This is a genomic window from Clostridium sp. AF29-8BH (genome assembly GCF_003478145.1).
Lineage (GTDB): Bacteria > Bacillota > Clostridia > Lachnospirales > Lachnospiraceae > Otoolea > Otoolea fessa.
The window spans coordinates 21,698-47,974 of record NZ_QUEL01000018.1 but is presented as its reverse complement, the minus strand read 5'-3'; the positions used below and the strand labels follow the sequence as shown (position 1 = coordinate 47,974).

General features: G+C 42.3%; 40 protein-coding genes. 37 read left to right on the top strand and 3 right to left on the bottom strand.

The window, feature by feature from the left end:
- Positions 1-330 precede the first annotated feature (330 nt).
- The 34 genes from DWZ16_RS11085 (at position 331) to DWZ16_RS10925 (ending at position 24,021) form a co-directional block, all read left to right on the top strand.
- Positions 331-1,674, top strand: a complete 1,344-nt coding sequence (locus tag DWZ16_RS11085; RefSeq protein ID WP_118522838.1) for an RNA-directed DNA polymerase — start codon at positions 331-333, stop codon at positions 1,672-1,674.
- Entirely contained in the window at positions 1,667-1,849 is a 183-nt protein-coding gene (locus tag DWZ16_RS15535; RefSeq protein WP_118522837.1) for a hypothetical protein, read from the top strand. The genes DWZ16_RS11085 and DWZ16_RS15535 overlap by 8 nt, the downstream gene beginning before the upstream one ends.
- A gap of 94 nt (positions 1,850-1,943) precedes the next feature.
- The gene (locus DWZ16_RS16910; protein ID WP_412694335.1) at positions 1,944-2,078 is read left to right on the top strand and encodes a hypothetical protein; all 135 of its coding nucleotides are present in this window, start codon (positions 1,944-1,946) and stop codon (positions 2,076-2,078) included.
- Positions 2,079-2,276: 198 nt separating this feature from the next.
- Complete coding sequence (locus DWZ16_RS11070) at positions 2,277-3,722, top strand: phage portal protein (RefSeq protein WP_118522835.1); 1,446 nt, start codon at positions 2,277-2,279, stop codon at positions 3,720-3,722.
- Between the two features lie 17 nt (positions 3,723-3,739).
- Positions 3,740-3,991: a hypothetical protein gene (locus tag DWZ16_RS11065; RefSeq protein WP_118522834.1), complete on the top strand. Its 252-nt coding sequence runs from the start codon at positions 3,740-3,742 to the stop codon at positions 3,989-3,991.
- Positions 3,992-4,183, top strand: a complete 192-nt coding sequence (locus DWZ16_RS11060) for a hypothetical protein (RefSeq protein ID WP_118522833.1) — start codon at positions 3,992-3,994, stop codon at positions 4,181-4,183.
- 8 nt (positions 4,184-4,191) lie between these two features.
- Positions 4,192-4,806 (top strand): phage minor head protein, encoded by a 615-nt coding sequence (locus tag DWZ16_RS11055; protein ID WP_118522832.1) that lies wholly within the window; start codon positions 4,192-4,194, stop codon positions 4,804-4,806.
- A 114-nt stretch (positions 4,807-4,920) separates the two neighbouring features.
- The gene (locus DWZ16_RS11050) at positions 4,921-5,481 is read left to right on the top strand and encodes a hypothetical protein (RefSeq protein ID WP_118522831.1); all 561 of its coding nucleotides are present in this window, start codon (positions 4,921-4,923) and stop codon (positions 5,479-5,481) included.
- Positions 5,482-5,493: 12 nt separating this feature from the next.
- Positions 5,494-5,838, top strand: a complete 345-nt coding sequence (locus DWZ16_RS11045; protein ID WP_118522830.1) for a hypothetical protein — start codon at positions 5,494-5,496, stop codon at positions 5,836-5,838.
- A gap of 19 nt (positions 5,839-5,857) precedes the next feature.
- A complete protein-coding gene (locus tag DWZ16_RS15530) occupies positions 5,858-5,995 on the top strand; it encodes a hypothetical protein (protein WP_182427348.1) in 138 nt (45 codons plus the stop codon).
- Positions 5,962-6,954 carry a major capsid protein gene (locus DWZ16_RS11040; protein WP_118522829.1) on the top strand — a complete coding sequence of 331 codons (993 nt, stop codon included), beginning with the start codon at positions 5,962-5,964 and terminating at the stop codon, positions 6,952-6,954. The genes DWZ16_RS15530 and DWZ16_RS11040 overlap by 34 nt, the downstream gene beginning before the upstream one ends.
- A gap of 16 nt (positions 6,955-6,970) precedes the next feature.
- Positions 6,971-7,237 carry a Rho termination factor N-terminal domain-containing protein gene (locus tag DWZ16_RS11035; protein ID WP_118522828.1) on the top strand — a complete coding sequence of 89 codons (267 nt, stop codon included), beginning with the start codon at positions 6,971-6,973 and terminating at the stop codon, positions 7,235-7,237.
- Between the two features lie 13 nt (positions 7,238-7,250).
- Positions 7,251-7,613: a hypothetical protein gene (locus DWZ16_RS11030; protein WP_118522827.1), complete on the top strand. Its 363-nt coding sequence runs from the start codon at positions 7,251-7,253 to the stop codon at positions 7,611-7,613.
- A 127-nt stretch (positions 7,614-7,740) separates the two neighbouring features.
- Positions 7,741-8,046: a hypothetical protein gene (locus DWZ16_RS11025; RefSeq protein WP_118522826.1), complete on the top strand. Its 306-nt coding sequence runs from the start codon at positions 7,741-7,743 to the stop codon at positions 8,044-8,046.
- Entirely contained in the window at positions 8,046-8,309 is a 264-nt protein-coding gene (locus tag DWZ16_RS11020; protein WP_118522825.1) for a phage holin family protein, read from the top strand. Before DWZ16_RS11025 ends, DWZ16_RS11020 begins: the two co-directional genes overlap by 1 nt.
- A 20-nt stretch (positions 8,310-8,329) precedes the next feature.
- The gene (locus DWZ16_RS11015; protein ID WP_118522824.1) at positions 8,330-8,755 is read left to right on the top strand and encodes a hypothetical protein; all 426 of its coding nucleotides are present in this window, start codon (positions 8,330-8,332) and stop codon (positions 8,753-8,755) included.
- The gene (locus DWZ16_RS11010; RefSeq protein ID WP_118522823.1) at positions 8,755-9,264 is read left to right on the top strand and encodes an HK97 gp10 family phage protein; all 510 of its coding nucleotides are present in this window, start codon (positions 8,755-8,757) and stop codon (positions 9,262-9,264) included. The genes DWZ16_RS11015 and DWZ16_RS11010 overlap by 1 nt, the downstream gene beginning before the upstream one ends.
- A gap of 40 nt (positions 9,265-9,304) precedes the next feature.
- Positions 9,305-9,718: a hypothetical protein gene (locus DWZ16_RS11005; RefSeq protein ID WP_118522822.1), complete on the top strand. Its 414-nt coding sequence runs from the start codon at positions 9,305-9,307 to the stop codon at positions 9,716-9,718.
- A 59-nt stretch (positions 9,719-9,777) separates the two neighbouring features.
- A complete protein-coding gene (locus DWZ16_RS11000; RefSeq protein ID WP_118522821.1) occupies positions 9,778-10,275 on the top strand; it encodes a hypothetical protein in 498 nt (165 codons plus the stop codon).
- A gap of 128 nt (positions 10,276-10,403) precedes the next feature.
- Positions 10,404-10,826 (top strand): hypothetical protein, encoded by a 423-nt coding sequence (locus DWZ16_RS10995; protein WP_182427347.1) that lies wholly within the window; start codon positions 10,404-10,406, stop codon positions 10,824-10,826.
- 44 nt (positions 10,827-10,870) lie between these two features.
- Positions 10,871-11,206, top strand: a complete 336-nt coding sequence (locus DWZ16_RS10990) for a hypothetical protein (RefSeq protein WP_118522819.1) — start codon at positions 10,871-10,873, stop codon at positions 11,204-11,206.
- 10 nt (positions 11,207-11,216) lie between these two features.
- Positions 11,217-11,999 carry a CHAP domain-containing protein gene (locus DWZ16_RS10985; RefSeq protein ID WP_118522818.1) on the top strand — a complete coding sequence of 261 codons (783 nt, stop codon included), beginning with the start codon at positions 11,217-11,219 and terminating at the stop codon, positions 11,997-11,999.
- An 85-nt stretch (positions 12,000-12,084) separates the two neighbouring features.
- On the top strand, positions 12,085-14,070 hold the full coding sequence (locus DWZ16_RS10980; RefSeq protein ID WP_118522817.1) for a hypothetical protein: 1,986 nt from the start codon (positions 12,085-12,087) through the stop codon (positions 14,068-14,070).
- Between the two features lie 65 nt (positions 14,071-14,135).
- The gene (locus DWZ16_RS10975) at positions 14,136-17,402 is read left to right on the top strand and encodes a hypothetical protein (protein ID WP_118522816.1); all 3,267 of its coding nucleotides are present in this window, start codon (positions 14,136-14,138) and stop codon (positions 17,400-17,402) included.
- Complete coding sequence (locus DWZ16_RS10970; RefSeq protein WP_118522815.1) at positions 17,383-17,685, top strand: hypothetical protein; 303 nt, start codon at positions 17,383-17,385, stop codon at positions 17,683-17,685. Before DWZ16_RS10975 ends, DWZ16_RS10970 begins: the two co-directional genes overlap by 20 nt.
- A gap of 252 nt (positions 17,686-17,937) precedes the next feature.
- On the top strand, positions 17,938-18,552 hold the full coding sequence (locus tag DWZ16_RS10965; RefSeq protein WP_118522814.1) for an ORF6N domain-containing protein: 615 nt from the start codon (positions 17,938-17,940) through the stop codon (positions 18,550-18,552).
- Positions 18,553-18,566: 14 nt separating this feature from the next.
- A complete protein-coding gene (locus DWZ16_RS10960; protein WP_118522813.1) occupies positions 18,567-18,788 on the top strand; it encodes a hypothetical protein in 222 nt (73 codons plus the stop codon).
- Between the two features lie 317 nt (positions 18,789-19,105).
- Positions 19,106-19,519: a hypothetical protein gene (locus DWZ16_RS10955; RefSeq protein WP_118522812.1), complete on the top strand. Its 414-nt coding sequence runs from the start codon at positions 19,106-19,108 to the stop codon at positions 19,517-19,519.
- 6 nt (positions 19,520-19,525) lie between these two features.
- Positions 19,526-20,512 (top strand): hypothetical protein, encoded by a 987-nt coding sequence (locus tag DWZ16_RS10950; RefSeq protein ID WP_118522811.1) that lies wholly within the window; start codon positions 19,526-19,528, stop codon positions 20,510-20,512.
- Complete coding sequence (locus tag DWZ16_RS10945; protein WP_147353422.1) at positions 20,458-21,744, top strand: hypothetical protein; 1,287 nt, start codon at positions 20,458-20,460, stop codon at positions 21,742-21,744. Before DWZ16_RS10950 ends, DWZ16_RS10945 begins: the two co-directional genes overlap by 55 nt.
- Before the next feature lie 2 nt (positions 21,745-21,746).
- Positions 21,747-22,157 carry a hypothetical protein gene (locus DWZ16_RS10940; protein ID WP_147353421.1) on the top strand — a complete coding sequence of 137 codons (411 nt, stop codon included), beginning with the start codon at positions 21,747-21,749 and terminating at the stop codon, positions 22,155-22,157.
- Entirely contained in the window at positions 22,157-22,618 is a 462-nt protein-coding gene (locus tag DWZ16_RS10935; protein WP_118522808.1) for a hypothetical protein, read from the top strand. The genes DWZ16_RS10940 and DWZ16_RS10935 overlap by 1 nt, the downstream gene beginning before the upstream one ends.
- Position 22,619: 1 nt before the next feature.
- The gene (locus DWZ16_RS10930; protein ID WP_118522807.1) at positions 22,620-23,048 is read left to right on the top strand and encodes a hypothetical protein; all 429 of its coding nucleotides are present in this window, start codon (positions 22,620-22,622) and stop codon (positions 23,046-23,048) included.
- A gap of 13 nt (positions 23,049-23,061) precedes the next feature.
- A complete protein-coding gene (locus tag DWZ16_RS10925; protein ID WP_118522806.1) occupies positions 23,062-24,021 on the top strand; it encodes a hypothetical protein in 960 nt (319 codons plus the stop codon).
- Here DWZ16_RS10925 and DWZ16_RS10920 read toward each other — a convergent pair.
- Positions 24,018-24,788: a helix-turn-helix domain-containing protein gene (locus DWZ16_RS10920; protein WP_182427346.1), complete on the bottom strand. Its 771-nt coding sequence runs from the start codon at positions 24,786-24,788 to the stop codon at positions 24,018-24,020. The genes DWZ16_RS10925 and DWZ16_RS10920 overlap by 4 nt on opposite strands.
- Positions 24,789-25,040: 252 nt before the next feature.
- Between DWZ16_RS10920 and DWZ16_RS15525 the strand changes: the two genes are divergently transcribed.
- The 3 genes from DWZ16_RS15525 to DWZ16_RS10910 all read left to right on the top strand — a co-directional run bounded on the left by DWZ16_RS15525 (position 25,041) and on the right by DWZ16_RS10910 (position 25,699).
- Positions 25,041-25,181: a hypothetical protein gene (locus DWZ16_RS15525; RefSeq protein WP_182427345.1), complete on the top strand. Its 141-nt coding sequence runs from the start codon at positions 25,041-25,043 to the stop codon at positions 25,179-25,181.
- On the top strand, positions 25,156-25,401 hold the full coding sequence (locus tag DWZ16_RS10915) for a hypothetical protein (RefSeq protein WP_147353420.1): 246 nt from the start codon (positions 25,156-25,158) through the stop codon (positions 25,399-25,401). The genes DWZ16_RS15525 and DWZ16_RS10915 overlap by 26 nt, the downstream gene beginning before the upstream one ends.
- Before the next feature lie 118 nt (positions 25,402-25,519).
- Positions 25,520-25,699 (top strand): hypothetical protein, encoded by a 180-nt coding sequence (locus DWZ16_RS10910; protein WP_118522803.1) that lies wholly within the window; start codon positions 25,520-25,522, stop codon positions 25,697-25,699.
- On the opposite strand, the gene DWZ16_RS10905 is transcribed toward DWZ16_RS10910, so the two are convergent.
- Both DWZ16_RS10905 and DWZ16_RS15360 read right to left on the bottom strand, forming a co-directional pair.
- Entirely contained in the window at positions 25,696-25,875 is a 180-nt protein-coding gene (locus DWZ16_RS10905; protein ID WP_118522802.1) for a hypothetical protein, read from the bottom strand. The genes DWZ16_RS10910 and DWZ16_RS10905 overlap by 4 nt on opposite strands.
- Before the next feature lie 202 nt (positions 25,876-26,077).
- Positions 26,078-26,275: a hypothetical protein gene (locus DWZ16_RS15360; RefSeq protein WP_147353419.1), complete on the bottom strand. Its 198-nt coding sequence runs from the start codon at positions 26,273-26,275 to the stop codon at positions 26,078-26,080.
- Positions 26,276-26,277: the final 2 nt, after the last annotated feature.

Sequence of the window (26,277 nt, the reverse complement as noted above, 5' to 3'; positions counted from 1 at the left end):
GTGCCTACTCGTCAGGGTTTGATCCTCTTGCCTCTGGTTCGGCAATCTGAACAATTGGTCGAATACGGGCCTCCGGTGCGTGAATCTGAACAACAGGCTGGGCAGGAGGTGGTGGAACTACCTGTGTCGCAATTCTGAAAAACATTTGATCGCATGTTGTGATTGCATCTTGCAGCGCCCCGCAACAGACATGCCGAAAGGCATCCTGGGAGAAATCCCGAAATTGATCGAGACGGCATCGGGATGGAAACATCCTGACGGCATGGCGAATGGGACATGCCAGGGGGTTAGTAGTAAAACCGAAAGCCCTTGAGATCAGAAAGGTTAACTATGAGACGTTACTGTCAAAACGTCGATATCACAGATATAGGCTTTATTGAGCGCTGCATATATCTCTGGATGGAGAATAAGAAGTCCAGAAGAGATGTGCAGCGTTTCTTTGCTCACTATACGACATTTACCTATCAGCAGATCCGAAAGATGGTAAGAATCGGCGAATATAGCTGGCTCCTGGACTGTGTGCACAAGATTGCAGAGGACGTACAAAAAAGGCTAATCGATGAGAGACTAGACCTTCCACCGATTGAATTTAAGGATAAATACGACGATGTTTGCGGAAAGTGGAGACGGATCGGCATCCAGAAGCCCATCCATCAAATCTTTGATTACATCGCCGTAGAAGCCTGCAAAGATATGTTTATGGCCAAGATTGGCCCGTATCAGATGGCATCCATCCGAGGCAGAGGCCAGGAGCGTGGAGCAAAGCGAGTCAAGGAGTGGATCCGGGTTGACAAGAAAAACTGCCGGTACTGGGTCAAAGGAGATGTAAGGAAATGCTATCCGTCCATACCGCATGACAAGATAAAGGCCCTGTTTGCCCGTGATGTGAAAAATAAAAAATTGCTTTGGCTGATACATGAGCTGATTGATTCATTCCCAGAAGGGCTGTCAATCGGCTCTTATTTTAGCCAGTTTGCATGCAATTATTATTTATCGCAGGCATACAGATACGTCTCCGAGCTCCGCAAGGCAAGGAGAAAAAGAAGTGGAGGGGTCACATCCGTAAGGCTCGTACATCACGAGATATGGTTTATGGATGATGTTCTTTTGTTGGGCTCATCCATCAAAGACCTGGAGCAGGCTATGCGATTGCTTGCGGGCTACATGGAGTCCTGCTTAGGGCTGACCATCAAACCGACTTGGAGAGTGTACGAGACAGACTACATCGGTCCGGATGGAGAGCATCACGGCAGAGATATCGACATGATGGGCTACAGAATATACTGCGATCACCTTACAATACGCCGCAGAACATTTAAGCGCCACAGGCGAGCACTTTTGAGGGTCAAGGCTAAGATAGGTCGGGGCGAGGAGTTAACCCTTGCAGAAGCCCGTAAGGTAATGTCTTTTAAGGGCAAATTTAAGCACAGCAACTCTTTCGGAATCCGAAAGAGCCTGAAGCTGGATAAGGTATCTGCCAAAGCCAGAGCCGTTATCTCAGCATATGATAGAGCAAGACAAGACAAAATCAACGATGAAAGGAGACAATGGGATGATTACAAAAGCACATGCTGCGGAGAAACCGCAGGAAATCCAGTACACGGCCCGTTCGGATGGTTATTCAGATGTTTGGATCAGAAAAAATATCACCAAGCAAAAATCGGATTTGGATGATGGTTCTGAAGAGTATGTGTATGATGAAATATTTTTCAGAACTGCTTTAACACAGGGCGAAGTCGAATCTAACATTGATAATCGGATCGATGAATGGGAAAAATGGGAGCCAATGATACCTATGACAAAAGAGGAACAGCAGGCTGCCAAAATTTCCGAACTTGAAGCGGAGTAAAACAGGCCAAAACGGATAATAACATGGCAATAGCAGAGCTTACCATCCTGATGTCTTCTATGACAAATGGCGTGTAAGAAATGGAGGATAACTAATGTTTGATAAAAATAGTCAATTGGTAAAAATATGGGTCAGCCTAATTATTAGTGGCACATACAAAAAAGAACAGGTTCCAAAGCTTTCAAATTTGCAGGAAGTAGTAAGCGAGGTAGTAGATTCTCTTACCTAATTGGATATGGATATAAGTGAAGTATTTGACGTGCAACAAACCATTATAGAGTTGCAAGCAAAAGTTATAAACGATTTGCTCTTGACCGTCATGCAGCACGTGACAACCGATGAGGCTGACAACATGAAGTGTATAGGGCATATAAAAGAGTCTGAAAAGCTTAAGAGCGAAATTGACGTCGAGTAAAGGTGTATAATGATGGATTATTTGAGAAACACGATGAAGTTCCAGGACTTGGTCCTAGGTGCATATGGACGAAAAGTCGCATATACAGATGTTGAGAAAATAACGGTTGATAATGTTGTTAAGGTTATTGGAAATTGCATTGGCGTATTCAATTATAACAAGCCGATTATTCGTTATCTATGGAGATATTACAAAGGGGATCAACCGATTAAGTATCGTGAAAAACTCATTCGGGATGATATTTGCAATAAAATCGAAGAAAATCATGCATATGAAATTGTCCAGTTTAAGGTGGGCCAAACTTATGGGGAGCCGGTTCAATTTATCAGCCGCAAGGATGATGAAAAAATAAATAAGGCAGTAGATGAACTGAATGATTACCTGGTTGATGCCAATAAACAGGACAAAGATATTAAGGGTGGGGAATGGCAGTCTGCCACAGGAACGTCTTTTAAAGCGATTCAGCGTATTGTGGATGGAGACATCCCATTTAGGATAGTTGTTCCAAGCCCACTAAACACGTTTGTGATTTACAACCGGAACACAGAAGAACCGGTTCTGGCGGTGCAGGAATTGAAGGATGAAGATGGAAGATACTATAAGATGGCTTTTTCCGACACAATGTCCTTTAAAATCGTTGATAGTAAAGTGACTGAAGCGAAACTTCATACATATGGTGGAATTCCGATTATTGAGTATCCCAACAATCATGAACGCCTTTCTGACATTGAGCTTGTTATTGATTTGCTAGATGCTATCAATAACATGCAGTCGAATAGAATGGATGGTGTTGAGCAATTTGTTCAAAGCTGGATAAAATTTGTAAACTGCGAAGTTGACACAGAAGCTTTTGAAAAGATGAAGCAAGCTGGTGCACTGGTCGTGAAATCTATCAATAAAGACTATAAGTCTGAAGTGGATGTAATGACTCAAGAGTTAGATCAGACGCAGTGCCAGATTTCCAAAGATGATTTGTGGGACAATGCATTGTCCGTTCTTGCAATCCCTACGAAGCAAAGCAACACAGGCGGAGATACGCAGGGAGCTGTTGAGCTTAGAAATGGATGGGATTTTTCTAAAACAAGAGCAAAACTGAAAGATTCTCTTGTGAAATCATCAGAAAAGCGTCTTGCTGTAGCGGTTCTGAACACCCTGCGAATATCTGGGAATGATTTAAAGCTATCTGTTAGAGACTTCGATGTGCAGATTAACCATAGCCCACAGGATAACATGTATACGAAATCACAGACTTTGTTACAGCTTCTGCAATGTGGAATCCATCCGCTTATCGCAATCAAAACTGTTGGACTGTGGGGAGACGCAGAAAAGACATTCCTGCTGTCTAAATCATATCTTGATAATTTGTGGAAGACTATCGATGATGCAGAAGAGCAAGAAAGAAAAGCACAGGAAATCGTAAACCGAATGCAGGACAACGACTTTCCTGATAATACATAAAGGAGGAGTGCTAAGAGATGAAATATGGGTATGCAGTGATGCAAGATGGCTACACCTACGAGCCGGGCGTGGAAGTGCCCGATTTGGGAAGTGTAAGATGCATTCAAAAAAATGGAAATAAAAGAAAATATGCGTTTTTAAGCAAGGACTTAGACAAACTCCCTACTTATGACAATCTTTCAAGCGGAAGTGCGGCTCTTGCTACAGATACAAATAAGGTTTACGTCTATGAATCTACATCTAAAACATGGTATCAGCAGGGAGAATAGATGATGGAAATCGTAAATGATATGCTTGTAGGCAAATTGTTTCCACAAAAGCAATTGATTTATGATGGATTGCATCCTTCTAGCAAAATATACCCGGGAGAAGATGTTTATCCATTAGAGATGAGTGCAAGCGGAGCACTTCCTAAAAAGACTGGATTAAGAATGTGGTTTAAAGAAAATACTATTATCTAGGTAAAAAAATGGCAAAGCTCAAAAATGATGAGTTAAATATAGTTTCATATGAACAGTATTTCGGCGAAATGGAAATATCCGAAAAGGAAAAGCAGGACAGGATTAAACTTGCTTATGAGTTTGAAGAGTATCTTGTTTGGCTGTTCCTTGCTCTGGCCGCAGAAACCTGGACACTGGAAGAGTATTATCGGATGGCTGATGAAAAGTATTGTCAGATAGCCGCAAAATATATGGGAGTAAAAGAGATCCCGGCATACATTACTGATTATGCGGCAGAGATAACCATGTCGATAGTGGATACGACACTTAACAATAAGGAAGTTGACTATTATCTATCTGATGAAAGAGCAAAAGCCATAGCCGCGAATGAAGCAAATTCCATTGGCAACTATCGGGAACAAGTCGAGATGGTAAAGCAAGGCTACAAGTACAAACAGTGGCTGACTATGAAAGATAATCGGGTCCGCCATACGCATGTGCAGGTGGATGACACAAAAATAGGGATATTCGACCACTTCCTTGTTGGTGATTCCGAAATGATGTTCCCTAAAGATACATCATTAGGGGCTGAACCAGAGGAAATAGTGAACTGCCGATGTTCCCTCAGATACACGAAAGATTGAGCAATCCCAAAAGGGGTTGCTTTTTTCTTATAAAAAATTGCAGCTGTGCGGTAAACAGCAGAACTCAGCAGGAGCAACCTGCGGTAACAAAAGCGTGAGTATATGGAGGTAATTATGACAAGAGAACAAATCTTAAAATTTTTTCCGGATGCAACCGATGACCAGATCACTAACATTCTGAATCAGAGTAATTCAGAGATGGCTAGAGAAAAAGCCAAAGCAACCCAGTATAAGGAAAAGGCTGATAAAGCGGATCAGCTACAGGCAAAGATTGATGAGTTGGAAGCTGGAAACATGACTGAGCTGGAAAAGGCGAACAAAGCTGTAGAGGCGGCGAATAATCGCATTGCTGAGCTGGAAAAAGAAAATGCCATCAGAGGGCAACGTGAAGCTGCTATGAGTAACTTCAATATCTCTGCGGATCAGGCTAAAACCGTTATCAAGGATGATGGCACGATGGATTATGCCGAACTTGGAAAGATTATCTCTGCAAAGGAAGCTGCTTCAGCCCAGGCAAAAGAACAGGAAATTGCAAATGGACAGGCAAATCCGAACGGTGCTGGAGCCGATGGAAAGGATAAAGATGAAAAGCCGGATGATGTGAAGAATGCTGAAAGTATCTCTTTTGGCAATACAGCAACAGACGCAAAGGCACAAAACTACTACGTACTTTAAGGAGGTTTGGTTATGGGGAAACCTATTGAAAGAAATTGGACTCAAAGCAAGGGAATCTTAAAGTTTTTCCCTTATGAAGGTGCGGCTTGTTTAGTCCCGCAGACAATGAAACCTGCGGCTGATGGAAATGGGATGAAGATTGTACCGGCTGGTACACCGTTCCCGTCTAATGATGACTCTTGCCTGGGTTATCTGCTTGAGGATGTTGATGTTACTCAAGGCGATGCACCGGGTACATACGTATACCAGGGCACTATCGATTGGGAAAAGGTTAAGAGCCTTTCCATTACAGAAAAAGCAAGAAAAGCTACCCCAAGAGTAACTTTTTACGGCGCAGAAAAGCTGACACAGGCGTAACTATAGGAGGTATTAATACATGGCATTACCATTAAGTGAAGCATTTACCGCCAGAAGTCTTGGCGTGTTATGGAATAACTATGAGAAAACCCTTGGTACTCCGCCGTACCTTGGCAGACAGAAATTTGGAACAAGAAAACAGGACTCCTTGATCTGAGATTCATCAAGGGAAAAAAAGGGCTTCCGGTATCTCTAAAGGCATCTAATTTCGATGCTCAGGCAGAGTTGAGAGATGTTGGTGGGTTCTCTGATATCCAGAATCAGATGCCGTTCTACAGAGAGTCCTACATGGTAACTGAGAAAGAGGAACAGGAGTATGCAAACTATCAGTCTGCTGAAAACTCCACTATGGCAAATCAGGTACTGAGAGAGATCAGTAAGAAGCCTATGATGCTGATTGAGGGTGCAAGGGTTGTACCAGAGAGACAGATCTGGCAGTTACTGGCACCGGAAGATGGTATTCCGAGAGTTAAGGTAACCATTGGTTCCAGTGATTACTACATTGACTATACATCTGATAACGGAGCAGAGCACAAGACTAATCACTTCGTTGATATTTCTGGCAGCGAAACTGATAAGTGGTCCGCTTCTGCAACTGCTACTCCGCTGGACGATCTGATTGAGGAAAGACGTACCTTTGCTAAAAAGACCGGATATTCCCTTACCAGATTTACCATGAATACCGAGACTTGGGAAATGGTTCTTAAAGCTGAGGACACCAAGAAACAGGTGCTTGGTATTACTGCATATACTGGTGGAATCCGTTTACAGCAGTCTCAGGTTACTGATTATCTTCGCGGTTATGGTATTGAAATTGAAATCTACGACAAGCTTTATATCGATCCGGCAGACAATACCACTAAATACTTTATTCCGACAGGCATTGTTTCCTGTACTTCTGCCGGAGTATATCTTGGAGATTACGTGTTTGGGCGCACGCCGGAAGAGAGAAGCGGCAGTTTAACAGATGGCAATCTGTCCATCGTAGAGACTGGTGTTGCTGTATATACCTATGCTACGCAGCATCCGATTAACACTCACTGTATCGTATCTATGATTGGTCTTCCGACCTTTGAGGGAATGGATAGTGTAGTTGTTATGAAAGTTAATGCGTAGATAAAGGAGGATTGGCATGGTTGCTGAATTTACAGTAAAGCGTAATGGAAAATGGTATCATGCCGGAGAACAGCTTCCGGAATCTCAAACTGAGAATGACGATTCAGAACAGACTGGATCGTCAGAGCTTCCGTTTGAAACTCCTGCATACACCAAAACAGAGATAATGCGTATGCCGGTTGCTCAACTGCGTGCGCTTGCAGAGCAGTTAGGCATTGAAGGAGCGACATCCTTGAATGGGAACGAACTCAAAGAGCAAATTATAGCATTACTCTATTTATGATGGGGGGCGACTCATGGAATATACAGTTCTGGAACAAGTAAAGATTCGGCTGAAACAATTCCATATTGACGACAGCTCAGGGTCGGATGTGACAGTATTTGACGAGAAAGAAGATAATGTGCTCTTGGAGCAGCTTATTAAGCAGGCTAGAGAAGATGTCATCAGCAGGAGGATGTATCCTGATAATTACACCGATGAGCAGATAGAGGTTGACCTGAAAAAGTTTGAAAGTGTAATTGTAAACCTTGCTGTGTATGACCGCTCACAGGCGGGAGAAGCATTCATGTCAAATTATACAGAAAATGGGACTCAACGAAGTTGGAGAGATAGAGACAGCCTCTTAGCTGGGGTATTCCCATTTATAAAAGTGCTTTAAACCCATCGAAATCTATGGTGTTAGAAGATTGTGCGTATCGTTTTGTTGATGTCAACAAGATGATGCAGGGAGTACACAAAAAAGTGGTGGTGGGCGGTGTACAATTATAAAAGTCAGGAGTTCCAAAATGAAAGAGCTTTTATTACAAACTTACATGATTGCGTTGCCTATATTTCTTGGCTATATTGTCTGGCTTTTACAGCAGCAGAAGCGCGACAGGGGCGCGAATAGCAAAGGAACAATGCTTTTGCTTCGTGTCCAGCTGATAGAATATCATGATAAGTACGTGAAAGAGGGAGAAATCCCATCCTACGCATTTGAAAATTTCGAAGAAATGTATAATGCGTACCATGCGCTTGGTGGAAATGGCATGATTACTAAAATGTATCATGAAATTCAACAGCTACATTTGAGAAACGGAGGGAAACAGTAATGGATATTACACAGATTGGAACATCGCTTGCAATAGTGGTTATCTGCTATCTGATTGGGCTTGGAGCGAAGATCATTCCGGCAGTTAAGGATAACTACATTCCAGTGATTGTTGGAGCTTTTGGTGGTGTTCTTGGTGCCGTAGGCATGTATGTCATGCCGGAGTTCCCAGCCAATGACATTATGACGGCTGTGGCAGTTGGCATTGTAAGCGGTCTGGCAAGCACCGGAGTAAATCAGATTTATAAACAGATTAAACAATAATTTTTTGAAAGTGAGCCGATATGTTAGACATCAACAAGCAGAAAATGAAGTATTCCAAACATGGACAAAGAATCACTGTCTATGAGCGTGATGATGATGGAAATATCAAGTATTACATGGATAGTGATGGGCACAAGATCCCGATGATTGCTGATGAAACTATCGGTTTCTCTGAACCAGTTGATTTCCGGGCAAACATCAGCAACAAGCTGAGTGAAGTGATGGTTAAAGAGTTTGGAATTGATGATTCCAGCACATATGTACAGATCGTCACGGATAAAGGTTATTTGCCGATTAAGGCTGGCGATGTGGTATGGAAAAGGTCTGACGTGGGATACGATTCCGATGGGAACGTGGACCCTTTAACAGCTGATTACACGGTTAAGGGTGTGGCGGATGAAGGGCTGACAGTCGATCTGTTCCTTTTACAGAAAGTGGTGAAGTGATGGCAAAACATGTTATCAAGATGTCACTGTCTGTAAGCTCAGTGAAAGCCGCTCAGAAGGCTCTAGAGGACTACAAAAAAGACTTGGAGAATAAATGCTTGCTGTTGACAAAAAGGCTGGCTAAAAAGGGCGTAGAAATCGCAAAAGCACAGATTATTGGTCTTGATGCAGTGTTTACCGAAGAACTTTTGGAGAGCATTCATTCAGAAGACAAGGGCGGTAATGTATGGGCGGTTGTAGCTGGCACTAATCACGCTATGTTCGTTGAATTTGGTACAGGACAGGAGGGCATGACAAGCCTTATCCGTATGAATTTCCAGATGGTATTACGTGGAATTACAATTCCGGGCAGACCATCAGACAGGCTCTTTCGGATATTGTGGTACATGGCAGCGTGTTTGTTAAAACCGGTGAGTATTACTGGACGTACATCGGAAAAGACGGAAAGCTGCATATTACAAAGGGTATGCCTAGTAGACCGTTTATGTACAACACAGCGAATGAATTAAGAGAAATTATCCTTGAAACTGCAAGGGAGGTGTTTAATTCATGATAAGTGTAAATCAATGGGCGTATGAATTGGAAAAGAAGATTTTTTCGATTGTGAAATATAGAGCTGGAGAAAAGCTGAAAAGCAAATATCCGAATATCTATATTACAGATATTGAAAAGAATACTTCTAAAGCAATTTTTCCCACAGTATACATGCATGAACTTCCTGGACTAGAAAAACATCCGGACCTTGAAGGGATAATGATCAATGCCGTCCAAGAAACTATACAGATTGATGTGATTACAAATACGGGTCAGAGTGATGCGAATAAGGTTATGGCAATAGTCCTTGAAGAGTTTAAAAAGATGTGTTTTAAAATTACTGCTATGCCGGAATTCAGCGGCACCGGTGATACGTATCGAAGCACTGCAAGAGTACGAAGGGTTATCAGCCACAATGACATATTATAACAGACAATAAAGAGCAGAAATGCTCTTATTTTTTTACTAAAAATTAGGAGGTATTAAACATGGCTACAGGTTTAAAATCGAGGATTGCATACAAAACACCGTCTTCAAGCCCAACGAAAGGTGAATACTGGACCGGTACGTATAAATTACTTATACGTGCAAAAACTATTCCGTCTCCGTTTGGTTCTCAGAATATGGTAGATACATCGACTCTCGAGGATCTGGTTGAAACTCAGGAGCTGGGCAGACGTTCGGCTGGATCGATGGAGATTGAGGGAGCATTTGAGAAAAAATACAAAGATGAAATGGTAACGAATGAGGGCAAAAAGCTTGATTTCCTCATTCTGTATGGTACTGATGGAAAAGGTTCAGAAGGTATTCTGGGCTTTATCGGACAAGAGACTTTTGCACCGGGCGAGGCATCTGACGATCATTTAACAGGTACAGCAACGGTATCGGTACAAACTGTGCCGAAGTGGATTGAGGACGAATATACTGTTACGACACAGGAGGATGATGACGGAAACCTTGAATCCATTACACTGGCAAAAAAATAGACAGCCAGTCTTTAATGGCCGGGGAGACTGGTTATGATAGCACGGTCACATCAGAAGCTGAACATATTTATTAACAAAGGGGCTTTACAGCCCCTTTTTCTGCACGAGCAAGAGAAAGGAATATGATTATGAAAACAATTAAGTTTGGAAATAGAGAGTTAAATATTAAATACGGATACAAAGCAACTTTACGTGGCGGTCTTCTTAAAAAAATCATTCAGATGAGCGATATTGGAGCCGATATGGAGTCAGTTGAAAGATTGCTTGATTTCCTGCCGGAAATGCTTCTGGCTGGTTTACAGAAATTTCATGCAGATGAGTTCGGCTACGATCCAGACAATGAGGCGCAGAAAGCTGAAAAAATGAACAAGGTATACGATCTCCTGGACGATTATTTTGACAGCGATTGCGGGGATATGCAAACCCTTTTTGCTACCTTACAGAAGGAGATGCTTGACAACGGTTTTTTATCCAAGGTGGTAAACAGAAAGACCAAGAAGAGCAAAACAGAACCGACGGAAATCGAGGAAGCAGGAGAGAGCGAGAACTAACCTGGGAACTGTACAGCAAAGAGATCCGACCGTATTGGCTGCTGATGTCAAAGGGGTATGGGTTATCTGTAGATGATATAGATAATTCTTGCCCGTCTGATTTACAGCCATATGCAGAAAGCTATAAGCTAGAACGAAAGATAAAGGATACGGAGGCGTGGACAGAATGGGGAAATTATGGACTTAGCGCCATTTTGATTGCACTTGAAAAGTGCCTGGCAGGAAGTAAGGCAAAATTAAAGTATTTTTCCCATCCTATAATGTCTGAATCAGAAGTTTCTAATGGCAATAAAGAATCAAATGAGGAATGCGCCATTTACGAAATGAAGCAACGAATAAAATTATTACGAGAATCCGGATTACCGGAAAGCCCGGATTAAGGGAGTAACTATGACAGGTGTAGAAAGTGTTATAAAAATTGCCAAAAGCGAAGTAGGCTATTTGGAAAAACGAAGTGCAGATGCGCTTGATAGTAAAACTATCAATGCCGGAGATGCAAACTATACCAAATATGCAAGAGATGTTTATCCATCATTACAAGGTCAGCCGTGGTGCGATATGTTTGTTGACTGGTGCTTTGTACAGGCATTTGGGAAAACAACCGCCAAGCAGCTGCTGTGTGGTGGGTTTAGCGCATATACTCCAACTTCTTCTCAATATTACAAGAATCGCGGGCAATACCATAAATCGAATCCTCAACGAGGGGATCAGATTTTCTTCCGTAACTCACAAAGGATTTGTCATACAGGGCTTGTGGTAGGCGTTTCTGGCGGTCGTGTTTACACGATTGAAGGAAATACCAGTAACGGCTCGGAAGTTGTGGCAAATGGAGGTGCTGTGTGCGAAAAGTCGTATGCGTTAAGCAATAGCCGGATTGATGGATATGGTAGACCGGATTGGAGTATTGTTGATAACAAAAAATATACTGTGGGCTGGTATCATGACAGCACCGGTTGGTGGTATGCAGATACGGAATCCACCTACTTAAAATCGTGCTGGAAGGTTATTAACAAGCACAAGTATTATTTTAATGATGATGGATATGCGGTAACTGGGTGGCAAGAATTAGAGAGCGGAAAATGGTATTATTTTGAACCACGTTCAGGCCATCCATACGAATGTGCGCTGTACTTAACTGATGGAACGGGGGCACAAGATGTAGGAGTGTTTTAACGATTTAGAGTAGCTGCGTTTAGAGCGTGTGGAGAATGAAGTGTTCTCTACACGCTTTTTTTTGTAGGAAAAAAGGTGGTGTAATATGTCAGAAGTCGATAGCTTAGAAGTCTCGATTGAAACGACTGCCAAAGATACTGAAAAGGCATTAGACGGCCTTATAAAAAAATTAGAAATAGTAGCACAGGGAATCTCTGCAATTAAAAATAATTCAGGTTTAGAAGATTTCCGAAAACAGGTGCAGGAATTATATAAAAGTTTTGGTGCTGCCGGCCAAGGAAAGAAATCTTCAAAAACCGGGAAGCAAATCAGCTCTAACTTTCGGGTTATTGAGGAAGATTTCAGAAAAACTGTGTCTGAAATAAGGGCTCAATTTGAAGATTTGGGTAAGGATTTTGAATTTTTTGGAGATGCTGAAAAAATTCAAAAGAAAATAGAATCGCTTTCTAACAAGCTGGAAGAAGCAAAATTAAAACAAGATAGCTTGATTGCGTCTGGAAAAACAGATGGAGAGCAGTTTGAAAATGCGGTTAAAAATGTTGTTATTTATGAAAACCAAATTGAGAGCTTAAAGCGGAAACTTGAGTCATTAAAGAAAACTGAAATAGAAGCAGCGAATGTAAAAGCTGTTCTGGCGCATGATCCGAACGTCTTTTCCGGAACAATAACTGGCATGGGTCATGAAAGCAGCAAAAGCAATAAAAGCATCGCTGAAGAAGTGAGATCTTCCATGATTCCAGCGTCTAGTATGCAATATAACGCAGAAGCAATGGCGCAGACGTTTGGAGAAAGTGCACGAAATATAAGGGAATACGCACAAGCTGTAGAAGAATATGGAGCGCGTGCTGGAGATGTACTGAATAACCCTGACTTATTTAACAGTGATGCTATACGAGAAACGGCAAACGGTTTTGAGACTCTTGCCGAAAAATTAAGTAAACTGACTGTCCCAGAGATTAATACCAGTAGTCTTGAGGAATTGCAAAAAGAACTCCAAAAGACAGAAAATAAAGTAGAAGAAGCAAGAGTTAAGCTTGAGAATGGCGTTACTATGGGAACGTTTTCCGAAAGCCCGGATAACAAGACCTATGTAAAAATGCAAACGGACATTGCTCTCGCCGAAAAAAAAGCAGAGGCACTTCGGGAGAAGATCGAGGAGATTAAGAAATCATCAAGTTCCACCAAAAGTGGGATATTTGAAAAGATGAAGGCTATAGTCAGTGCCCTTTTGCCGATGGTTTCTAAGCTTTCCGGTGCAATAACCAGTAAATTATCAAATTCCTTTAAAGAAGTTGGGGAATCGGCTGAGAATTTCCACAACTCAATTTCGAAAAATATACTCTCGTTGCTTCGCTATGCAATAGGAGCCAGAACAGTTTATATGCTGGTTCAGAAGCTTAAAGCGGCATTTGTTTATGGAATAAACAATTTAGTGCAGTATAGCAATCAGACAAATTCAAGTGTATCGTTACTGGTTAATTCTGTGAATCAGTTAAAGAATTCTGTAGCGGCTGCTGCATCGCCGCTCCTAAATGCACTTGCTCCGGCATTAAATACGATCATCCAGCTGTGTATAAATGCGGCGAATGCAATTAACCAGTTATTATCGGCACTTACGGGGCATGGCACATGGATTAAGGCTAAGAAGCTTACTGACAACTATGCATCCAGTCTCGGGGGAGCTGCTAAGGCAGCGGATAATTTACGGACACATACTCTTGGCATTGACGAGCTGAATGTTGTTGAGCCAGATAAAGGATCCGGCGGCGGAGGAGGCGGCGGCGGAACGAGCGGCGCCGATATGTTCGATACGGTTGAGATTGAAAGCAAATATAAAAAACTTGCTGATGAAATCAAGAAGTATTGGGACATGGGGGATTTTACGGCGCTTGGTGCTTCTGTGGGACAGTGGGTAAAGAATGGCCTTGATTCGATTGACTGGAGAGGAATTCAGGAATCTGCCAGAAAAATAGCATCCTGCATTGGAACGTTCATCAATGGATTTGTTGAAACGGATGGTTTGGGGACACTATCGGAAGAACCCTTGGGGAAGCAATTAATACAGCGGTAGACTTTGCCAATACATTCCTTGATGTTACTCACTTTGATTCTATAGGAAAGTTCCTTGGAGATGGTTTGAACGGGCTTGTTGATACGATTAATTGGGCCGAATTCGGTCGCCTTTTCGCCTCTGCTTTAAATGCCGTAGTGGAAACAGCACTGAATTTCGGAGAAACAATTAACTGGGTCAAAATAGGAACGGCAATTGCGACTGCGGTTAATCAGTTTTTTGCTACTTTTGATACTGCAAAACTGGCAAAAGGGATTAATGCGTGGGTAAATGGAATAAAAAAGGCCATTACGACAGCGATCAATAAAATTAAATGGAAAACTGTTTTTAAGTCGTTGACAGATTTTGCTTCCAATCTTGATTTGAGTTCGGCGTTTGTGGTTGCTATTCCGATTATTGGAGCTTTTTATAAGGCACTCAAAGCAATTGACATTGCTTCTTTCGGAGAAAAATGGAACGGTTTTAAAAGCACGATGGGTTTAGTTGTACAGGCGTTCCTTGGGAATGCTAGTGCGGCGCAGAGTCTGTCCCAGTCTTTCCCGGCGGTAAGCAATGCGGTGAATCTCCTTGGAACAGCATTCCAGAGTTTGATCTATGGAATTAGAATCGGAGATTGGGCCGGCGGCGTGAGAACGGCATTTTCAACTATTACGGCAAGCCTTTCCACATTGAGCAAAGCGCTTATTGGAGGTGGAGGCATTCTTTCTGATTTCCTGCTTGTCAAGAGTGGATTTAATGATTTGGCTTTAGGCAGTGATAATCTGGTTGCATCTATCGGAAAAATAGCTGGCGGTGTTGCGATCGCCGTGGCTGCCTTAAAACTGATTGGGTTATCTAATCCGTTTACAGCACTTATTGTGGGAGCAACATCACTTGTAGCTGCTATTGTGGGAGTGAATAATGCTTTCAATGAGCTTGACGCGGAAAGAGCGGGACAAACAATTGCAGATGCATTTACAAAACCAGGCGGCACTCCGTTTGAAACTATCGTTCAAGATGTAAAGGACCAGCTGTCTAGTATTGGCACTGAATTTGACAATGTGAGCACTCATATTAATGATTTCGAAAATTCTAAAGTGCCGATTCAAAATGTGCTTTCTGAAATTGATAAGATTCAGACGAGCATGAATGCGGGCGTATTAGGAACGGAAGATGGTGTTGCGCAGCTTAAAGCGGCCTATCAAGATTTAGTTGACGCGGCAAAGCTACGGTTTCAGGAGTATGAAACCCTTGTATTTACAACGTTTTCGGATGGTAGCGAAGCATCAAAAGCATTCGAGGCTGCTGGACTTGACATTGAAGCGTATAAGGAACGGGTAACAGGGTTCAGCTCTGAGGCTCAGCAGAAGATTCAAGCGTTGGTCGATGAAATCAGCAATTATGCATCAACCGATCCGACAAACCCACGAATGACTGAAGCACAAAGTGAACTTGCTGGATTGCTTGGAGTGACGGATGAACTGACAAAATCTATGGGGGACTTTGACACATATATTTCAGGAAACCCGATTGATTGGTCGAAATATATCAATGGCAATGCCTTAGATGTGGATTCAATCAATAGCGATCTGGAATCTCTGTTCACGAAAGCCGAAGAAACTCAGCAGAAATCAAGTGATGCCCTTCAAGGTATTGTGAATGCTGCGAAAGATGCAGGAGACGAGCAGAATTATGAAGCATTGAAAACGGCACTGCCAGGAGCGATTGAAGCTGCGAATCAGGATGCGGCTGGAAAAGTCAAGGAGCAGACCGATCTTATTCAACTACAGCTTCTTGATGTGATTAGTAATTCAATTAGTGACGCACAGCAAAACTGGTCTGAGATGTCTTCTATCGAAAAGTGGCTCAAATGGGGTAACGATGAGGATGCTTATATTTACAATTATGTTAATTCTGTAAAAGCAAGCACCATCGATCCTATGTCGAGCACGATCGAAAGCGGACTTGAACAATTAGGAATTGACGGCGCTGGATGGGCTAGTGGAGCAGCAGAGAAAATGATTTCCGCTCTGTTCGATGAAGTGCCGCTGTATGCGGAAAAGGCGTTGCCTGGAACGACAGAAACGCTCAAAACTGATTGGCAAACTATTCTTGACGATGCTCTGAAAGGTGCTACAGAAGCGGTAGATACTGAAAAGTATGGAAAGGATACTGTCGAAGGATTTAATAATGGTATCACTAACAATGCGGACAGTACAAAAAGCAGCATCGAACAATGGATGGATAGCATTGACACCAACATTCATGATAGTGCGCTTAACTTTGGTTCTCCGTCCAAAAAGGCAGAGGAATACGGACAGTGGGTCATCGAAGGATTCAATAATGGTATTGTGAATAATACTCAGAGTTCTGTAAGTGCAATCGAGACATGGGTTTCGGCGATCGCATCATCTGTTAATGAGAGCACATGGGCGAATATGTTTGCCGGGATAGTTGGAGGCTTTCAGACAAAGTGGAATGAAGTTACATCGTGGTGGCAAGGAACGGCGATGCCGAATTTCTTTAGCTCAGGTGTTGCCCCGTGGTTTACTGCGGCAAAGTGGACAACTGCGACAGACGGCATGAAGTCCGGGCTTGTTATGAAGTTTGATGAGTTTGTAGCCCAATGGAAAACGAAGATTAATTCGTGGTTCGAATCCAATGTAAAACCATATTTTACGGTAGCTAAGTGGACTGAACAGGGAGAACATATAAGAAATTCTCTCAAGAGTAAGTGGGATGAGTTCCAGAAGCAATGGCAGACGGATATTGCAGCATGGCTCAAAACAGACGTTGAACCAAACTTCGCGAAAGAAAAATGGTCTGGCTATGGCACTCAAATGAAAGAGGGTATGTATGAAGGCTTCAAAGGTATTGCTGAACAAGTCAAGACAATTATTAATGGTCTAATTAGTGCGATGAATACCGCCATGAGCCGAATCACGAAGAGCGTCAACGACCTTATTGAGGATTATAATGACTCTATCCGAGAAATGGAAGAGGGAGACAGCACGGTTAGAAAGATTTCGTTTCATTCGATTGAAGCTGTCAGCATCCCAAAATACGCCACCGGAGGATTCCCGGAGGATGGAATGTTTTTCGCTAATCATAATGAGATGGTCGGAGAATTTGCCAATGGAAAAACTGCGGTAGCGAATAACGAACAGATTGTAGCTGGAATCGCATCGGGCGTTAAGAGTGCAGTATCGGAAGTGCTTGCTCCTTACCTGTCACAGATCGCTGACAACACTAGAGAAACAGCGGATAAAAATATGTCTATCAGTCTTGATGGGCGTGAGCTTGTCAGTGGAATTAATAGCAGGTCTAAACGAAATGGCTTTAGCTTTACTTAAAGATATTCCCAAAATGCCCCTTATGTGCTATGATCAGTGCAAAGGGGGCAATATTATGGGATGCTTTTATTGGCTAATTGTTGGGTGGTGGCTTGAACCGATATTGTTTGTTATCAAAGCGATTTATATGCTTTTTGTCGGATTCCCTTTAAAGATTATGAAGTGGTGTGCGGTTATCGCGGTTGCACTTGTGGTAGGAACTTTGCTTGCGGGTTCGCTTGCGGCCGCTTTGTTTTTGGCCGCCATGATTGCGATTGTCACTGGGCTTGTTAGTAAGAAATGATGGCTTGGTGCTGTGAGCAGAATACATGCCAGATGTTGACTCGGCGGTGTGATTTTGGTATAATAATTGCAGAAAATTTAACCGAGTTCTGTAGATCTGCCCGGGGCCGTGAGAGGGATGAACAGGTTGTAACAGAATAGGAGAATTGAGCAAGGACGGCAAAATGCAAAAATTCAGCACGCTCGCCAGATGTAGTGGATAAACTATGTCTGGTGGGCGTTTTTTGCGTTAAAAAAGGAGTGGAGTGTGATTATGAACGAATTAAAAATAACAGAATATAGATGCCAGAGAGTCCTGACGACTCAACAGATTGCTGAAGCGTATGGGACAGACAACAAAACGATTTCATACAATTTTAATCATAACAAGGATAGGTATATTCTTGGAAAACATTTTATTTTACTTGAAGGAGATTCCCTTCGGGCGTTTCGTGAAATTCACGATTTGCCAACCAACCTCAATAAATTGTATCTTTGGACAGAAAAAGGGGCATTCCTCCATGCAAAATCTCTAAATACAGATAAGGCATGGGAAGTGTATGATCACCTTGTGGATGAATATTTCTCGAAGAAGGATAACAGTGGCACGCCAATGACATATCGGGATGCTATAGCACAGCTCTTGGAAAGTCTTGATCGAGAGGCTGAACTGCAAGCACAGCTTGACACTTCTAAGGATTGGTATTCTATCAAGCGTGTAGCAGCGCTGAATGGAGTACCATGGAAGACTTTCAAATGGAGAAGATTAAAAGCCGCCGGTGACAAGATGGGATACGAGGTAAAAAAGATTTTTGATGCTAATTATGGAGAGGTGAATACGTACCATCGTAGTGTTTGGGAAGCGGTTTATCCAGATTATGAGCTTTAATAGGAGGGGGAACTATGGCAGTAATTGAAGTATGCGATATTTGTGAAAAAAAGATAGCCCACAGCGATGGAATCACTATCAGATGCTCAGATCTTAAAGGAGATGGAGTGGTGGGGCTAGAATGGAGACAAAACGTAAGAGAGCGAATATATGATATTCGGATCTGTGACAGGTGCATTTCTAAAATCAAGAAATACTGCAAAAAAAGAGCGGTTATGGAAGATTTGTTTCAATAAAAATTCCCTATTTGGTAGTGAATTTGGTGATCGCTGAGTGATCGCTTTCATGATCGCCTAGTGATCTTAAAATGAACTTGCGGTCGAACCAGCAATGCGAAGCCGATAATTGTTGTAAAATCAATAGTTTTTATATATTTGTAAAATTGAACGAACCAGCAGGCGGACTACCTAGTGAACCACCAGATGAACCACCGAACGAACCACCAGACGAACCACAAAACAAGAATGTAAGAATATAAGAATGTAAGAAAAAAGAAAACATAAATTTACTTCGTAAATTTATCAAAAGAAAATATCAAAAAGGAGGTGTTTGTGTGGCATATAGAACTGTCAAGTCCGGAGAAGGACTATCCTCTTTTCTGGTAGTGAATGGGGTTGAATTCCCTTGTCCGAGGGTGGGCTTTAGCTACATCATATCGACAACGGTCAATGCAGGGCGAAATGCGAATAATGCAGTTATCGGTCAGAAAATTGGCAGGGACCTGTATAAACTCAATAATTTGGAGTGGGCGATGCTAGATGCTGAAACCTGGAAAAATATGCTGGCGGCGATAGAGCCGTTTTATGTGCCAGTGACATTTGAGGACTATCGGACAGGGGAACCGATCACAATAACTATGTATCCAGGAGACAGAGAAGCTAAACCTATCTTTGCCGATCCGCAAACACACGTAGTTACTAAATACGAAAACTGCAAGTTTAACTTGATCGACTGCGGATTGGAGTGATGAGAAATGCAAAAAGCAAGTGCTGCCTATAAAAAGGCCATGAAACAGCCGATCAGAAATCGGGCATATATCAACGCCAGAATTGGTATTGTTAGTTCTGTGGCACAGAATAATGTGGTTGCTGATTGGGACAAGAATGGCTTTGCATACTTCACAAACAACACAGAACCATTTAAGGAAAATTCGGTGGAAAGACGATATGCAACGTGTGAACAGGATTTCTCGTATCTGGACGGGAGCATGTATTTTTTGCCGCCGGAGGGAAGCAACTACGAGTATTACAACAACGGACTGGTAACTAATGAATTATTGGGGAGCATTTATATTGATTTTGATGGTGCAGTTGCGGACATCAAGGGTGTTACCATTGATTTTGGGGAATATTACCCGACTTCGCTTGATATTGAATATGACAGCGGAACGAAAAGTTACTCAAACGCTTCACGGACGTTTGTGACAGAGGATACGTTTGATGCCATAACTTATATGGTTATCACTCCTAAAACGCTTGTAAACGGGCAAGGGCGGCTTAGAATCGAGCAATTCACTTGCGGTATCTCCAATACGTTTACGAACAAGCAGGTTAAGAGCTACAGCTATAAAGAATATGTGTCAGCCATCTCGGAATCGCTGCCTAGCCATGATATGACGTTGACGGTTGACAACCAGAACCTTTATTACAATCCAGACAGCCAGGAAAGCGCAATTACCTATATGGAGCAAGGGCAGAAGATGTATGTGCGCTTTGGCTATGATGTCACGGGAAATGGAGATATTGAATGGCTGCCGGACACAGTTGCATTGTTGAAAAGCTGGAGCGCAACGGACAAAGAGGCGAAGTTTACACTGGTAGATGTGTTCGATATGAAACTTAACGAAACTTATTATCGTGGTCAGTATCGGGAGAATGGAATCAGCTTTATGACTTGGCGGTGGATGTGTTTGAAGATGCAGGATTCTTGCCGGAAGAGTATTCTATTGATCCGTATCTGAAAACATTAGTGGTAAAAAATCCGATGCCAGTAGTAAGACAGAGCGAAGCGTTACAAATTATAGCAAATGCTGGAAGATGCATATTGAGCGCTGATCGCTCTGGAAAGGTTCGGATATTTAACACTATAGTTCCAAATATGGAAGTTACAAGTGATAATCAGACGGAGTTCAGTATTGTTGGAAACGTCCTATCTGGAAAACAAGATTTTTATGCTATGGCAAGTAAAGACTTTTCCTCGTTAGATGGTACGATGATGTTTCTTCCGAGAGCAGGTGCGTATCTGCCAACAATAGGTTATGTCAGTGAAAGTGTTGCGGATGAGAACGGGAATTTTACAAATAATCCTGTCGTGACGATTACTTTGGAAGCAAGTGCAACATTTTTTGGATTCACAATACAGTTCCAAAGCACCGCACCAAGAGAGTTTAAAATTACCACGTATTATCAAGGCGCTACAGTACAGGAAATAGCTGTACAAAATGAAGAATTGTTATGCGGAATTACAGATGAGTTAAACTTGTTTGATAAAATGACACTGGAATTTATAAAGGGATATCCGAACGCCAGAGTTGCAATTGATAATATCATATTTGGTGGTAATTCAGACTATAGTATGGATTACAATATCATGAAAGAATCGCCAGATAGCATTCAGGAAGAAAAGGTTTCCAGGGTTGAGGTGGTACAAAGTCTTTATAGGTTGTCTGATAAGGTTAATAATAGCTTTCAGGAAAAAGTGGATTTAACAGAATATGACACATATACATTTTACTTTTCTAATCCATCGTATGAAATTGAAGTGAAAGCGGATGAAACAGTTCTTCCAGTTATTGACAGCAGCAGCTATTATGCTACTGTCGATACAAAGAGCCTTTCAGGAGAACATGAGCTTACAGCTACGTGTAAAGAATATGTAGTTACCAACAGACCGACAGCGAAGACGATTAATAGTGTTGGCATTGTGAAAACCTGGGAAAACCCGCTCATTAGTGACGATGAGTTGGCAAAAAAATTGGCAAATTGGCTTGGGCATTATTATGAGAACAATATTAATTACAATATTACCTATGCCGGGGAGCCGAGAATTGATTCTGGGGATATTGTCCTTTTGGAAAATAAAATTTCGAACGGTGTGAATGCTAGAATTTATGAGCATGAGCTATCATTAATGGTGCGTTTTCTGGCACAGCCAAGGCACATAAAAAACGTCACATATAATGAGATTAATTAATCATGCGGAAGGAGGATGAAATGCCAAATCCCTTTAATTCAACAAGCAAATTTAATTGGAGCGATTATATGCAGCTTCGAGCTATGATAATGGATCTAAATTCTATGGCAAATGAGCTGTATTTGAGCTTTCAGATTAAAACCATGCGCCCAATCAAGACTTATGATGATTACTTCTATGCAGAAGATTTTAACCGCATAGAAGAAAATCTGGAAATCATTAACAAGCATGTTTTCACACAGGATATAGGAGAAACAAAAACGTTCTATGACAATGGACAATTCATCAAATATGACGAACTGAATCGGCTGATTAATGGACTGTATACATTGTCTGATATGCTTAAAAATCAGGCAAAAAACAGGAGAAAGCTGGAAATTCGGCTAGGAAACATGAAAGGAGTGAAGTGTTAATGGCATTAAAAACTGACTATAAGGATGATATTATCAAGGACGGCGGCGCGAGGAAATACAAGCAAACTACAAATAGCGATGGAACGATCAGCCTTACCGACAAGACGGTTTATTCACAGGAGGGTAGCACTTTCGCGGCGAAGGATATCAATGAAACGAATGCGGCGGTTAATCGTTTGAATCATGTGACGACAGTTACGCTTACCGCTAGTGGCTGGAATCAAATAGAAGCGTCTGGAATATATTCACAGCAACTTAGCCTTGATGGAGTGACGGCAGAAGATGAGCCGCTTCTTGTGAGCGCGTTGGAGGATGGGGCTGACACATCGACTCAGCTGGCATATAGTAAAGCGTTTGGAATTGTGGCATCTGGTACGGCAGTCACGGGAGATGGATATGTTAGCTTTAAGACATACAAAAAACCGGCGACAGATGTTACGGTAGGCTTAAAGGGGGTATAGCATGGGACAGGTTAGAATGGCTGGTGGTGGTTCTTCTGTGGATCTGGATGTGACTACGGCAACGGCAGGGGATGTGGTTTTGGGAAAAGTGATTCTGGATATCGATGCAAATTTGGTACAAGGCACTCTTGCACTGTCCGGAACAGCAGGAACAGGGGATGTATCATCCGGACGAACCTTTTATTCAAACGACCCACAGAACAAGCAAAGCGGAACCATCGTTGAACGCGGAACCAATCAGTATGGCAGTGGTTCGATTTCGGGCGGATATCTTGTGCTGAATGCCCCGTCTGGAATATATCGGAAGAATGGCTATAGCTGGGCACCAGAAGTGCGGATAAGCTACGCAACACTTAGGAGCCTCTTGGGATTGACGGCTGACAAGCTGAAAAAAGGAGTTACAACTCTAGGTATTACGGGCACGTATTAGAAAGGAACATGAAATGGGAAAAATCTGGATTCCTGGTGGCGGTGGATATGTTGATATTGACAGCGTGACCGCTACGGCAGGAGACGTGGAAAAAGGAAAAGTATTTGTAAATTCGAATGGTGATCCTGTGACGGGGACACTTGAACTGACCGGAAATGCGGCTGCGAATCAGGTGTTATCAGGAAAGACATTTTACAATACGCAGTTAAGAGAAAAGCAGACGGGGACACTCCCAGAACGTAGCGTTACGCAAAATGGAACCCTTGGAAATGGTTCTGATTATATCGCCATTAACCAGCTTCCAGAGGGATTTTACAGGAGCAATGTGCAGGCGCGTGTTCCGCTGAGTACTCTGGCTAATTATTGCGGTTTGACTCCATATACCATAAAAGAGGGCGTGACGATTGCAGGCGTTACCGGAAAATATAAAGGGGCTACGCTTAAACTGCAAGAAGTAACTGGCTCATTCTCTACCGAAAAGATCAATTTCTATAACGGATATTTGGGTTTTTCTAAAGATAGGGCTTGGCATTTGTACGGACAGAACTATCCGTGGAATAGTCTGGAATTATTAGGTAGTTCTTACAAGTATTTGGGAATCAAAGGGGGAGTGGGTAGTTCCTCAACGGGCCTTAAAGGTCTTTTCAGACTGTCCGATCCGATTGATGTGACTGCATATACAAAGCTGAATGTAGAGCTTTCAACCAGTGGATACAAAGGTTCAAGTAGCTCGACGAAGAGAGATTGGGGTGATGCAGTGAAATTCGGCTTTGGCGCCACGGGAATGTCAACGGATGCGTTTGTGGCGAGCATAAGCAGGGCATCTAATTCGGATCTGGCAACAAGCGTCGTGGATGTAAGCGGGCTATCAGGAAATTATTCTCTGTTTGCGCATGTGTATATTCCGGCGCAAGGCAGTAGTGGCGGTGCATATCTTACTGTTCATACAGAAGACATCAGCCTGACAATTTAGCACCTTGGCTTGAAAACATAAGGGATATATCCCAAGACATCATCAATATCAGTTTCCAGACATCGAAATTTGCCGTCCCGGATGCTGTAGTATTCGTGAACACCGGATGCGTTTGGGAAAGGGCTTCGCCTGGCAATAAAAACATTGTCGCCATAGACGATGACACTGTTCTCGTTTGCTTTTGGCGGTCGGTCATTGGCGATTAGAAGTGTATCGAACGGACTACAGAACGGCATATAATAGTTCGTATTGACGGAGAGTCCACAGAAAATTTGAGGTTTTATGTTTGCCGGAATGTCAGTGATGTCGAGAGAATGTAAGTTGCCGGGAATGTGAAATGTCCCATCTGTGTGTTCATCCAAGTCCATGATAGGGATAGTCTTTCGGGCTTGGCGGTAGCCGGATTTCATTACTTGATACTGCCTGCATATGAACCAGCGGACAAAGTATTGGTAATGCTCTGGCATGGAGCGAAACATTCGGATGCAGGATTCATCTTCTTCGGAAAGTGTATCAGCGCCGACCAGCTCATCGATCGTGAGATTCAAGGCGTGGGCGAGGGATGCGGCTGTCGATAATTTACAGTCTTTGGGGTTCTGGTAGAGCAAATTTTTCAGAGTGTCGAATGATATGCCGGATTTGTCCGCAAGTTCTTTTTGAGTTATGTTAGACATGTATGCCAAAAGATTGTGTTTCAAGTTGCTAGTAAGTGAAGTGTGGTTTGAAACCAGTTTTGAGGATAATTCCCCCGATTTTGTGTCTTTCATGGCATTTCCTCCCTTTACTGTAAGCGGTACAATAGAACTGTCCTCTAAAAGGGCAATACAACTTCTGGCTTGGGGAATGTAGCTTTCTGTGGTGCATTCCCCATAAAAAAAAGTGTACGCTAGTTGATAATGTGTGTCAATAATGTGCCCAGATAAGATTTTGTAAAAAAATGGACTTCTTGACATTGCAGAACATATGTTCTATAATTGCGCCATCGCTACCGGAGTGCGGACTCCATCGGGGGGATTTGAATGGAGACTGAATTTTACAGGAAAGAAATTATTGAGATGATCCGGGAGATTAAACGGACGGATATCTTGATATACATTTACAAGCTGACTAAAGATGTGATTCTGGAGGATTGCAATGATGAAAAAGGATTGCAGAAATAAGCCGAAATCTATATTTTCTCGATTTTTTCAAAGAAAACAGAAAGATTCCGGCATTGACACAAGCGTCGAAGGATTCCGATATGTTGGAATCAATCTGACAGAAGAACAATATCAAGACCAACATATCGTTGATGAGTGGGAAACGAGATTCTATCCCTGTTTTCAACATGATGATTCTGTTGAAAATTTTAGGGCTGTTGCCACCCGAAATGATATGTGAGGTAGGCAATAACCAGACCGGCAACGATGGTGGCGATGATTTCCGCGAGGAATTTCAGCGAAAGTTTGGAAAATTCAAAGAATGATTTTTTGATTGTTTTGGAGAGGAGATGAGGCCGATGAGAAAGCCGTATTGCATGGATGAGGACAAAGCACATAGAACTTTGCAGGATTTTGTGGAGCAAATGGCTGTAGGAATCGCTCATGAAGTGGTAGATGGCGAGAAAATTGAGAAGATACAAAACGAATGCAAGATACTCAATTCTCTCACCGAAGCGTTAAAAGCAATCAAAAATTAACGTCTTGTCCGAAATGGATTTGATACTGCTTCTACCTTGGCTAAATCTGGTTCTGGTAACGAATTAACGGTTTCTGAATAGTATTGGTCGTACAGTTTCTTGAAATCATCAAAAGAATTATCGAAACCACAAATTTTGGCAACGGCATAAAGAGAAGCGTATTCTTTATCTCCCATAATATTCACCTCCTATCTTGTCAAAGATTTTACTGAAAGGATACAATGATGGACATGGATTACAAAAATCATGATTGCACTGTTTACGATATGAACAATCAAGGCTCTTTCCAGTGCCTTGCTATCGCTAGGACGGAAGAAGCGAAGAAGGAACTGGAAAGCAGGGGGTATCTGGCATTCTTTACACCAGATATGCATGGGACTAATTGCTGGATTCTAGTTCGGGATAAATCGGAGGTTGATTTCCCTCCCATTCAAGATGAACCCAAATGTAATCATTGCTAGGGAATCCGGTTGAGATTCCACGAAATGTCCAACCAACATTTTCATATTTGGCTATGAGTTCGCTTCTCTGCTGCTGGGTTAGTCCGGCACAGTTGATAGTTTTACCTTTTTCCATAT

What these genes read in the sequence shown, in the direction of transcription:
- DWZ16_RS11085 (WP_118522838.1), top strand. Translation starts at nt 331, where the DNA reads ATGAGACGTTACTGTCAAAACGTCGATATCACAGATATAGGCTTTATT.
- DWZ16_RS16910 (WP_412694335.1), top strand. Translation starts at nt 1,944, where the DNA reads ATGTTTGATAAAAATAGTCAATTGGTAAAAATATGGGTCAGCCTAATT.
- DWZ16_RS11070 (WP_118522835.1), top strand. Translation starts at nt 2,277, where the DNA reads ATGGATTATTTGAGAAACACGATGAAGTTCCAGGACTTGGTCCTAGGT.
- DWZ16_RS11065 (WP_118522834.1), top strand. Translation starts at nt 3,740, where the DNA reads ATGAAATATGGGTATGCAGTGATGCAAGATGGCTACACCTACGAGCCG.
- DWZ16_RS11060 (WP_118522833.1), top strand. Translation starts at nt 3,992, where the DNA reads ATGATGGAAATCGTAAATGATATGCTTGTAGGCAAATTGTTTCCACAA.
- DWZ16_RS11055 (WP_118522832.1), top strand. Translation starts at nt 4,192, where the DNA reads ATGGCAAAGCTCAAAAATGATGAGTTAAATATAGTTTCATATGAACAG.
- DWZ16_RS11050 (WP_118522831.1), top strand. Translation starts at nt 4,921, where the DNA reads ATGACAAGAGAACAAATCTTAAAATTTTTTCCGGATGCAACCGATGAC.
- DWZ16_RS11045 (WP_118522830.1), top strand. Translation starts at nt 5,494, where the DNA reads ATGGGGAAACCTATTGAAAGAAATTGGACTCAAAGCAAGGGAATCTTA.
- DWZ16_RS15530 (WP_182427348.1), top strand. Translation starts at nt 5,858, where the DNA reads ATGGCATTACCATTAAGTGAAGCATTTACCGCCAGAAGTCTTGGCGTG.
- DWZ16_RS11035 (WP_118522828.1), top strand. Translation starts at nt 6,971, where the DNA reads ATGGTTGCTGAATTTACAGTAAAGCGTAATGGAAAATGGTATCATGCC.
- DWZ16_RS11030 (WP_118522827.1), top strand. Translation starts at nt 7,251, where the DNA reads ATGGAATATACAGTTCTGGAACAAGTAAAGATTCGGCTGAAACAATTC.
- DWZ16_RS11025 (WP_118522826.1), top strand. Translation starts at nt 7,741, where the DNA reads ATGAAAGAGCTTTTATTACAAACTTACATGATTGCGTTGCCTATATTT.
- DWZ16_RS11020 (WP_118522825.1), top strand. Translation starts at nt 8,046, where the DNA reads ATGGATATTACACAGATTGGAACATCGCTTGCAATAGTGGTTATCTGC.
- DWZ16_RS11015 (WP_118522824.1), top strand. Translation starts at nt 8,330, where the DNA reads ATGTTAGACATCAACAAGCAGAAAATGAAGTATTCCAAACATGGACAA.
- DWZ16_RS11010 (WP_118522823.1), top strand. Translation starts at nt 8,755, where the DNA reads ATGGCAAAACATGTTATCAAGATGTCACTGTCTGTAAGCTCAGTGAAA.
- DWZ16_RS11005 (WP_118522822.1), top strand. Translation starts at nt 9,305, where the DNA reads ATGATAAGTGTAAATCAATGGGCGTATGAATTGGAAAAGAAGATTTTT.
- DWZ16_RS11000 (WP_118522821.1), top strand. Translation starts at nt 9,778, where the DNA reads ATGGCTACAGGTTTAAAATCGAGGATTGCATACAAAACACCGTCTTCA.
- DWZ16_RS10995 (WP_182427347.1), top strand. Translation starts at nt 10,404, where the DNA reads ATGAAAACAATTAAGTTTGGAAATAGAGAGTTAAATATTAAATACGGA.
- DWZ16_RS10990 (WP_118522819.1), top strand. Translation starts at nt 10,871, where the DNA reads ATGTCAAAGGGGTATGGGTTATCTGTAGATGATATAGATAATTCTTGC.
- DWZ16_RS10985 (WP_118522818.1), top strand. Translation starts at nt 11,217, where the DNA reads ATGACAGGTGTAGAAAGTGTTATAAAAATTGCCAAAAGCGAAGTAGGC.
- DWZ16_RS10980 (WP_118522817.1), top strand. Translation starts at nt 12,085, where the DNA reads ATGTCAGAAGTCGATAGCTTAGAAGTCTCGATTGAAACGACTGCCAAA.
- DWZ16_RS10970 (WP_118522815.1), top strand. Translation starts at nt 17,383, where the DNA reads ATGGCTTTAGCTTTACTTAAAGATATTCCCAAAATGCCCCTTATGTGC.
- DWZ16_RS10965 (WP_118522814.1), top strand. Translation starts at nt 17,938, where the DNA reads ATGAACGAATTAAAAATAACAGAATATAGATGCCAGAGAGTCCTGACG.
- DWZ16_RS10960 (WP_118522813.1), top strand. Translation starts at nt 18,567, where the DNA reads ATGGCAGTAATTGAAGTATGCGATATTTGTGAAAAAAAGATAGCCCAC.
- DWZ16_RS10950 (WP_118522811.1), top strand. Translation starts at nt 19,526, where the DNA reads ATGCAAAAAGCAAGTGCTGCCTATAAAAAGGCCATGAAACAGCCGATC.
- DWZ16_RS10940 (WP_147353421.1), top strand. Translation starts at nt 21,747, where the DNA reads ATGCGGAAGGAGGATGAAATGCCAAATCCCTTTAATTCAACAAGCAAA.
- DWZ16_RS10935 (WP_118522808.1), top strand. Translation starts at nt 22,157, where the DNA reads ATGGCATTAAAAACTGACTATAAGGATGATATTATCAAGGACGGCGGC.
- DWZ16_RS10930 (WP_118522807.1), top strand. Translation starts at nt 22,620, where the DNA reads ATGGGACAGGTTAGAATGGCTGGTGGTGGTTCTTCTGTGGATCTGGAT.
- DWZ16_RS10925 (WP_118522806.1), top strand. Translation starts at nt 23,062, where the DNA reads ATGGGAAAAATCTGGATTCCTGGTGGCGGTGGATATGTTGATATTGAC.
- DWZ16_RS10920 (WP_182427346.1), bottom strand. Translation starts at nt 24,788, where the DNA reads ATGAAAGACACAAAATCGGGGGAATTATCCTCAAAACTGGTTTCAAAC.
- DWZ16_RS15525 (WP_182427345.1), top strand. Translation starts at nt 25,041, where the DNA reads ATGGAGACTGAATTTTACAGGAAAGAAATTATTGAGATGATCCGGGAG.
- DWZ16_RS10915 (WP_147353420.1), top strand. Translation starts at nt 25,156, where the DNA reads ATGATGAAAAAGGATTGCAGAAATAAGCCGAAATCTATATTTTCTCGA.
- DWZ16_RS10910 (WP_118522803.1), top strand. Translation starts at nt 25,520, where the DNA reads ATGAGAAAGCCGTATTGCATGGATGAGGACAAAGCACATAGAACTTTG.
- DWZ16_RS10905 (WP_118522802.1), bottom strand. Translation starts at nt 25,875, where the DNA reads ATGGGAGATAAAGAATACGCTTCTCTTTATGCCGTTGCCAAAATTTGT.
- DWZ16_RS15360 (WP_147353419.1), bottom strand. Translation starts at nt 26,275, where the DNA reads ATGGAAAAAGGTAAAACTATCAACTGTGCCGGACTAACCCAGCAGCAG.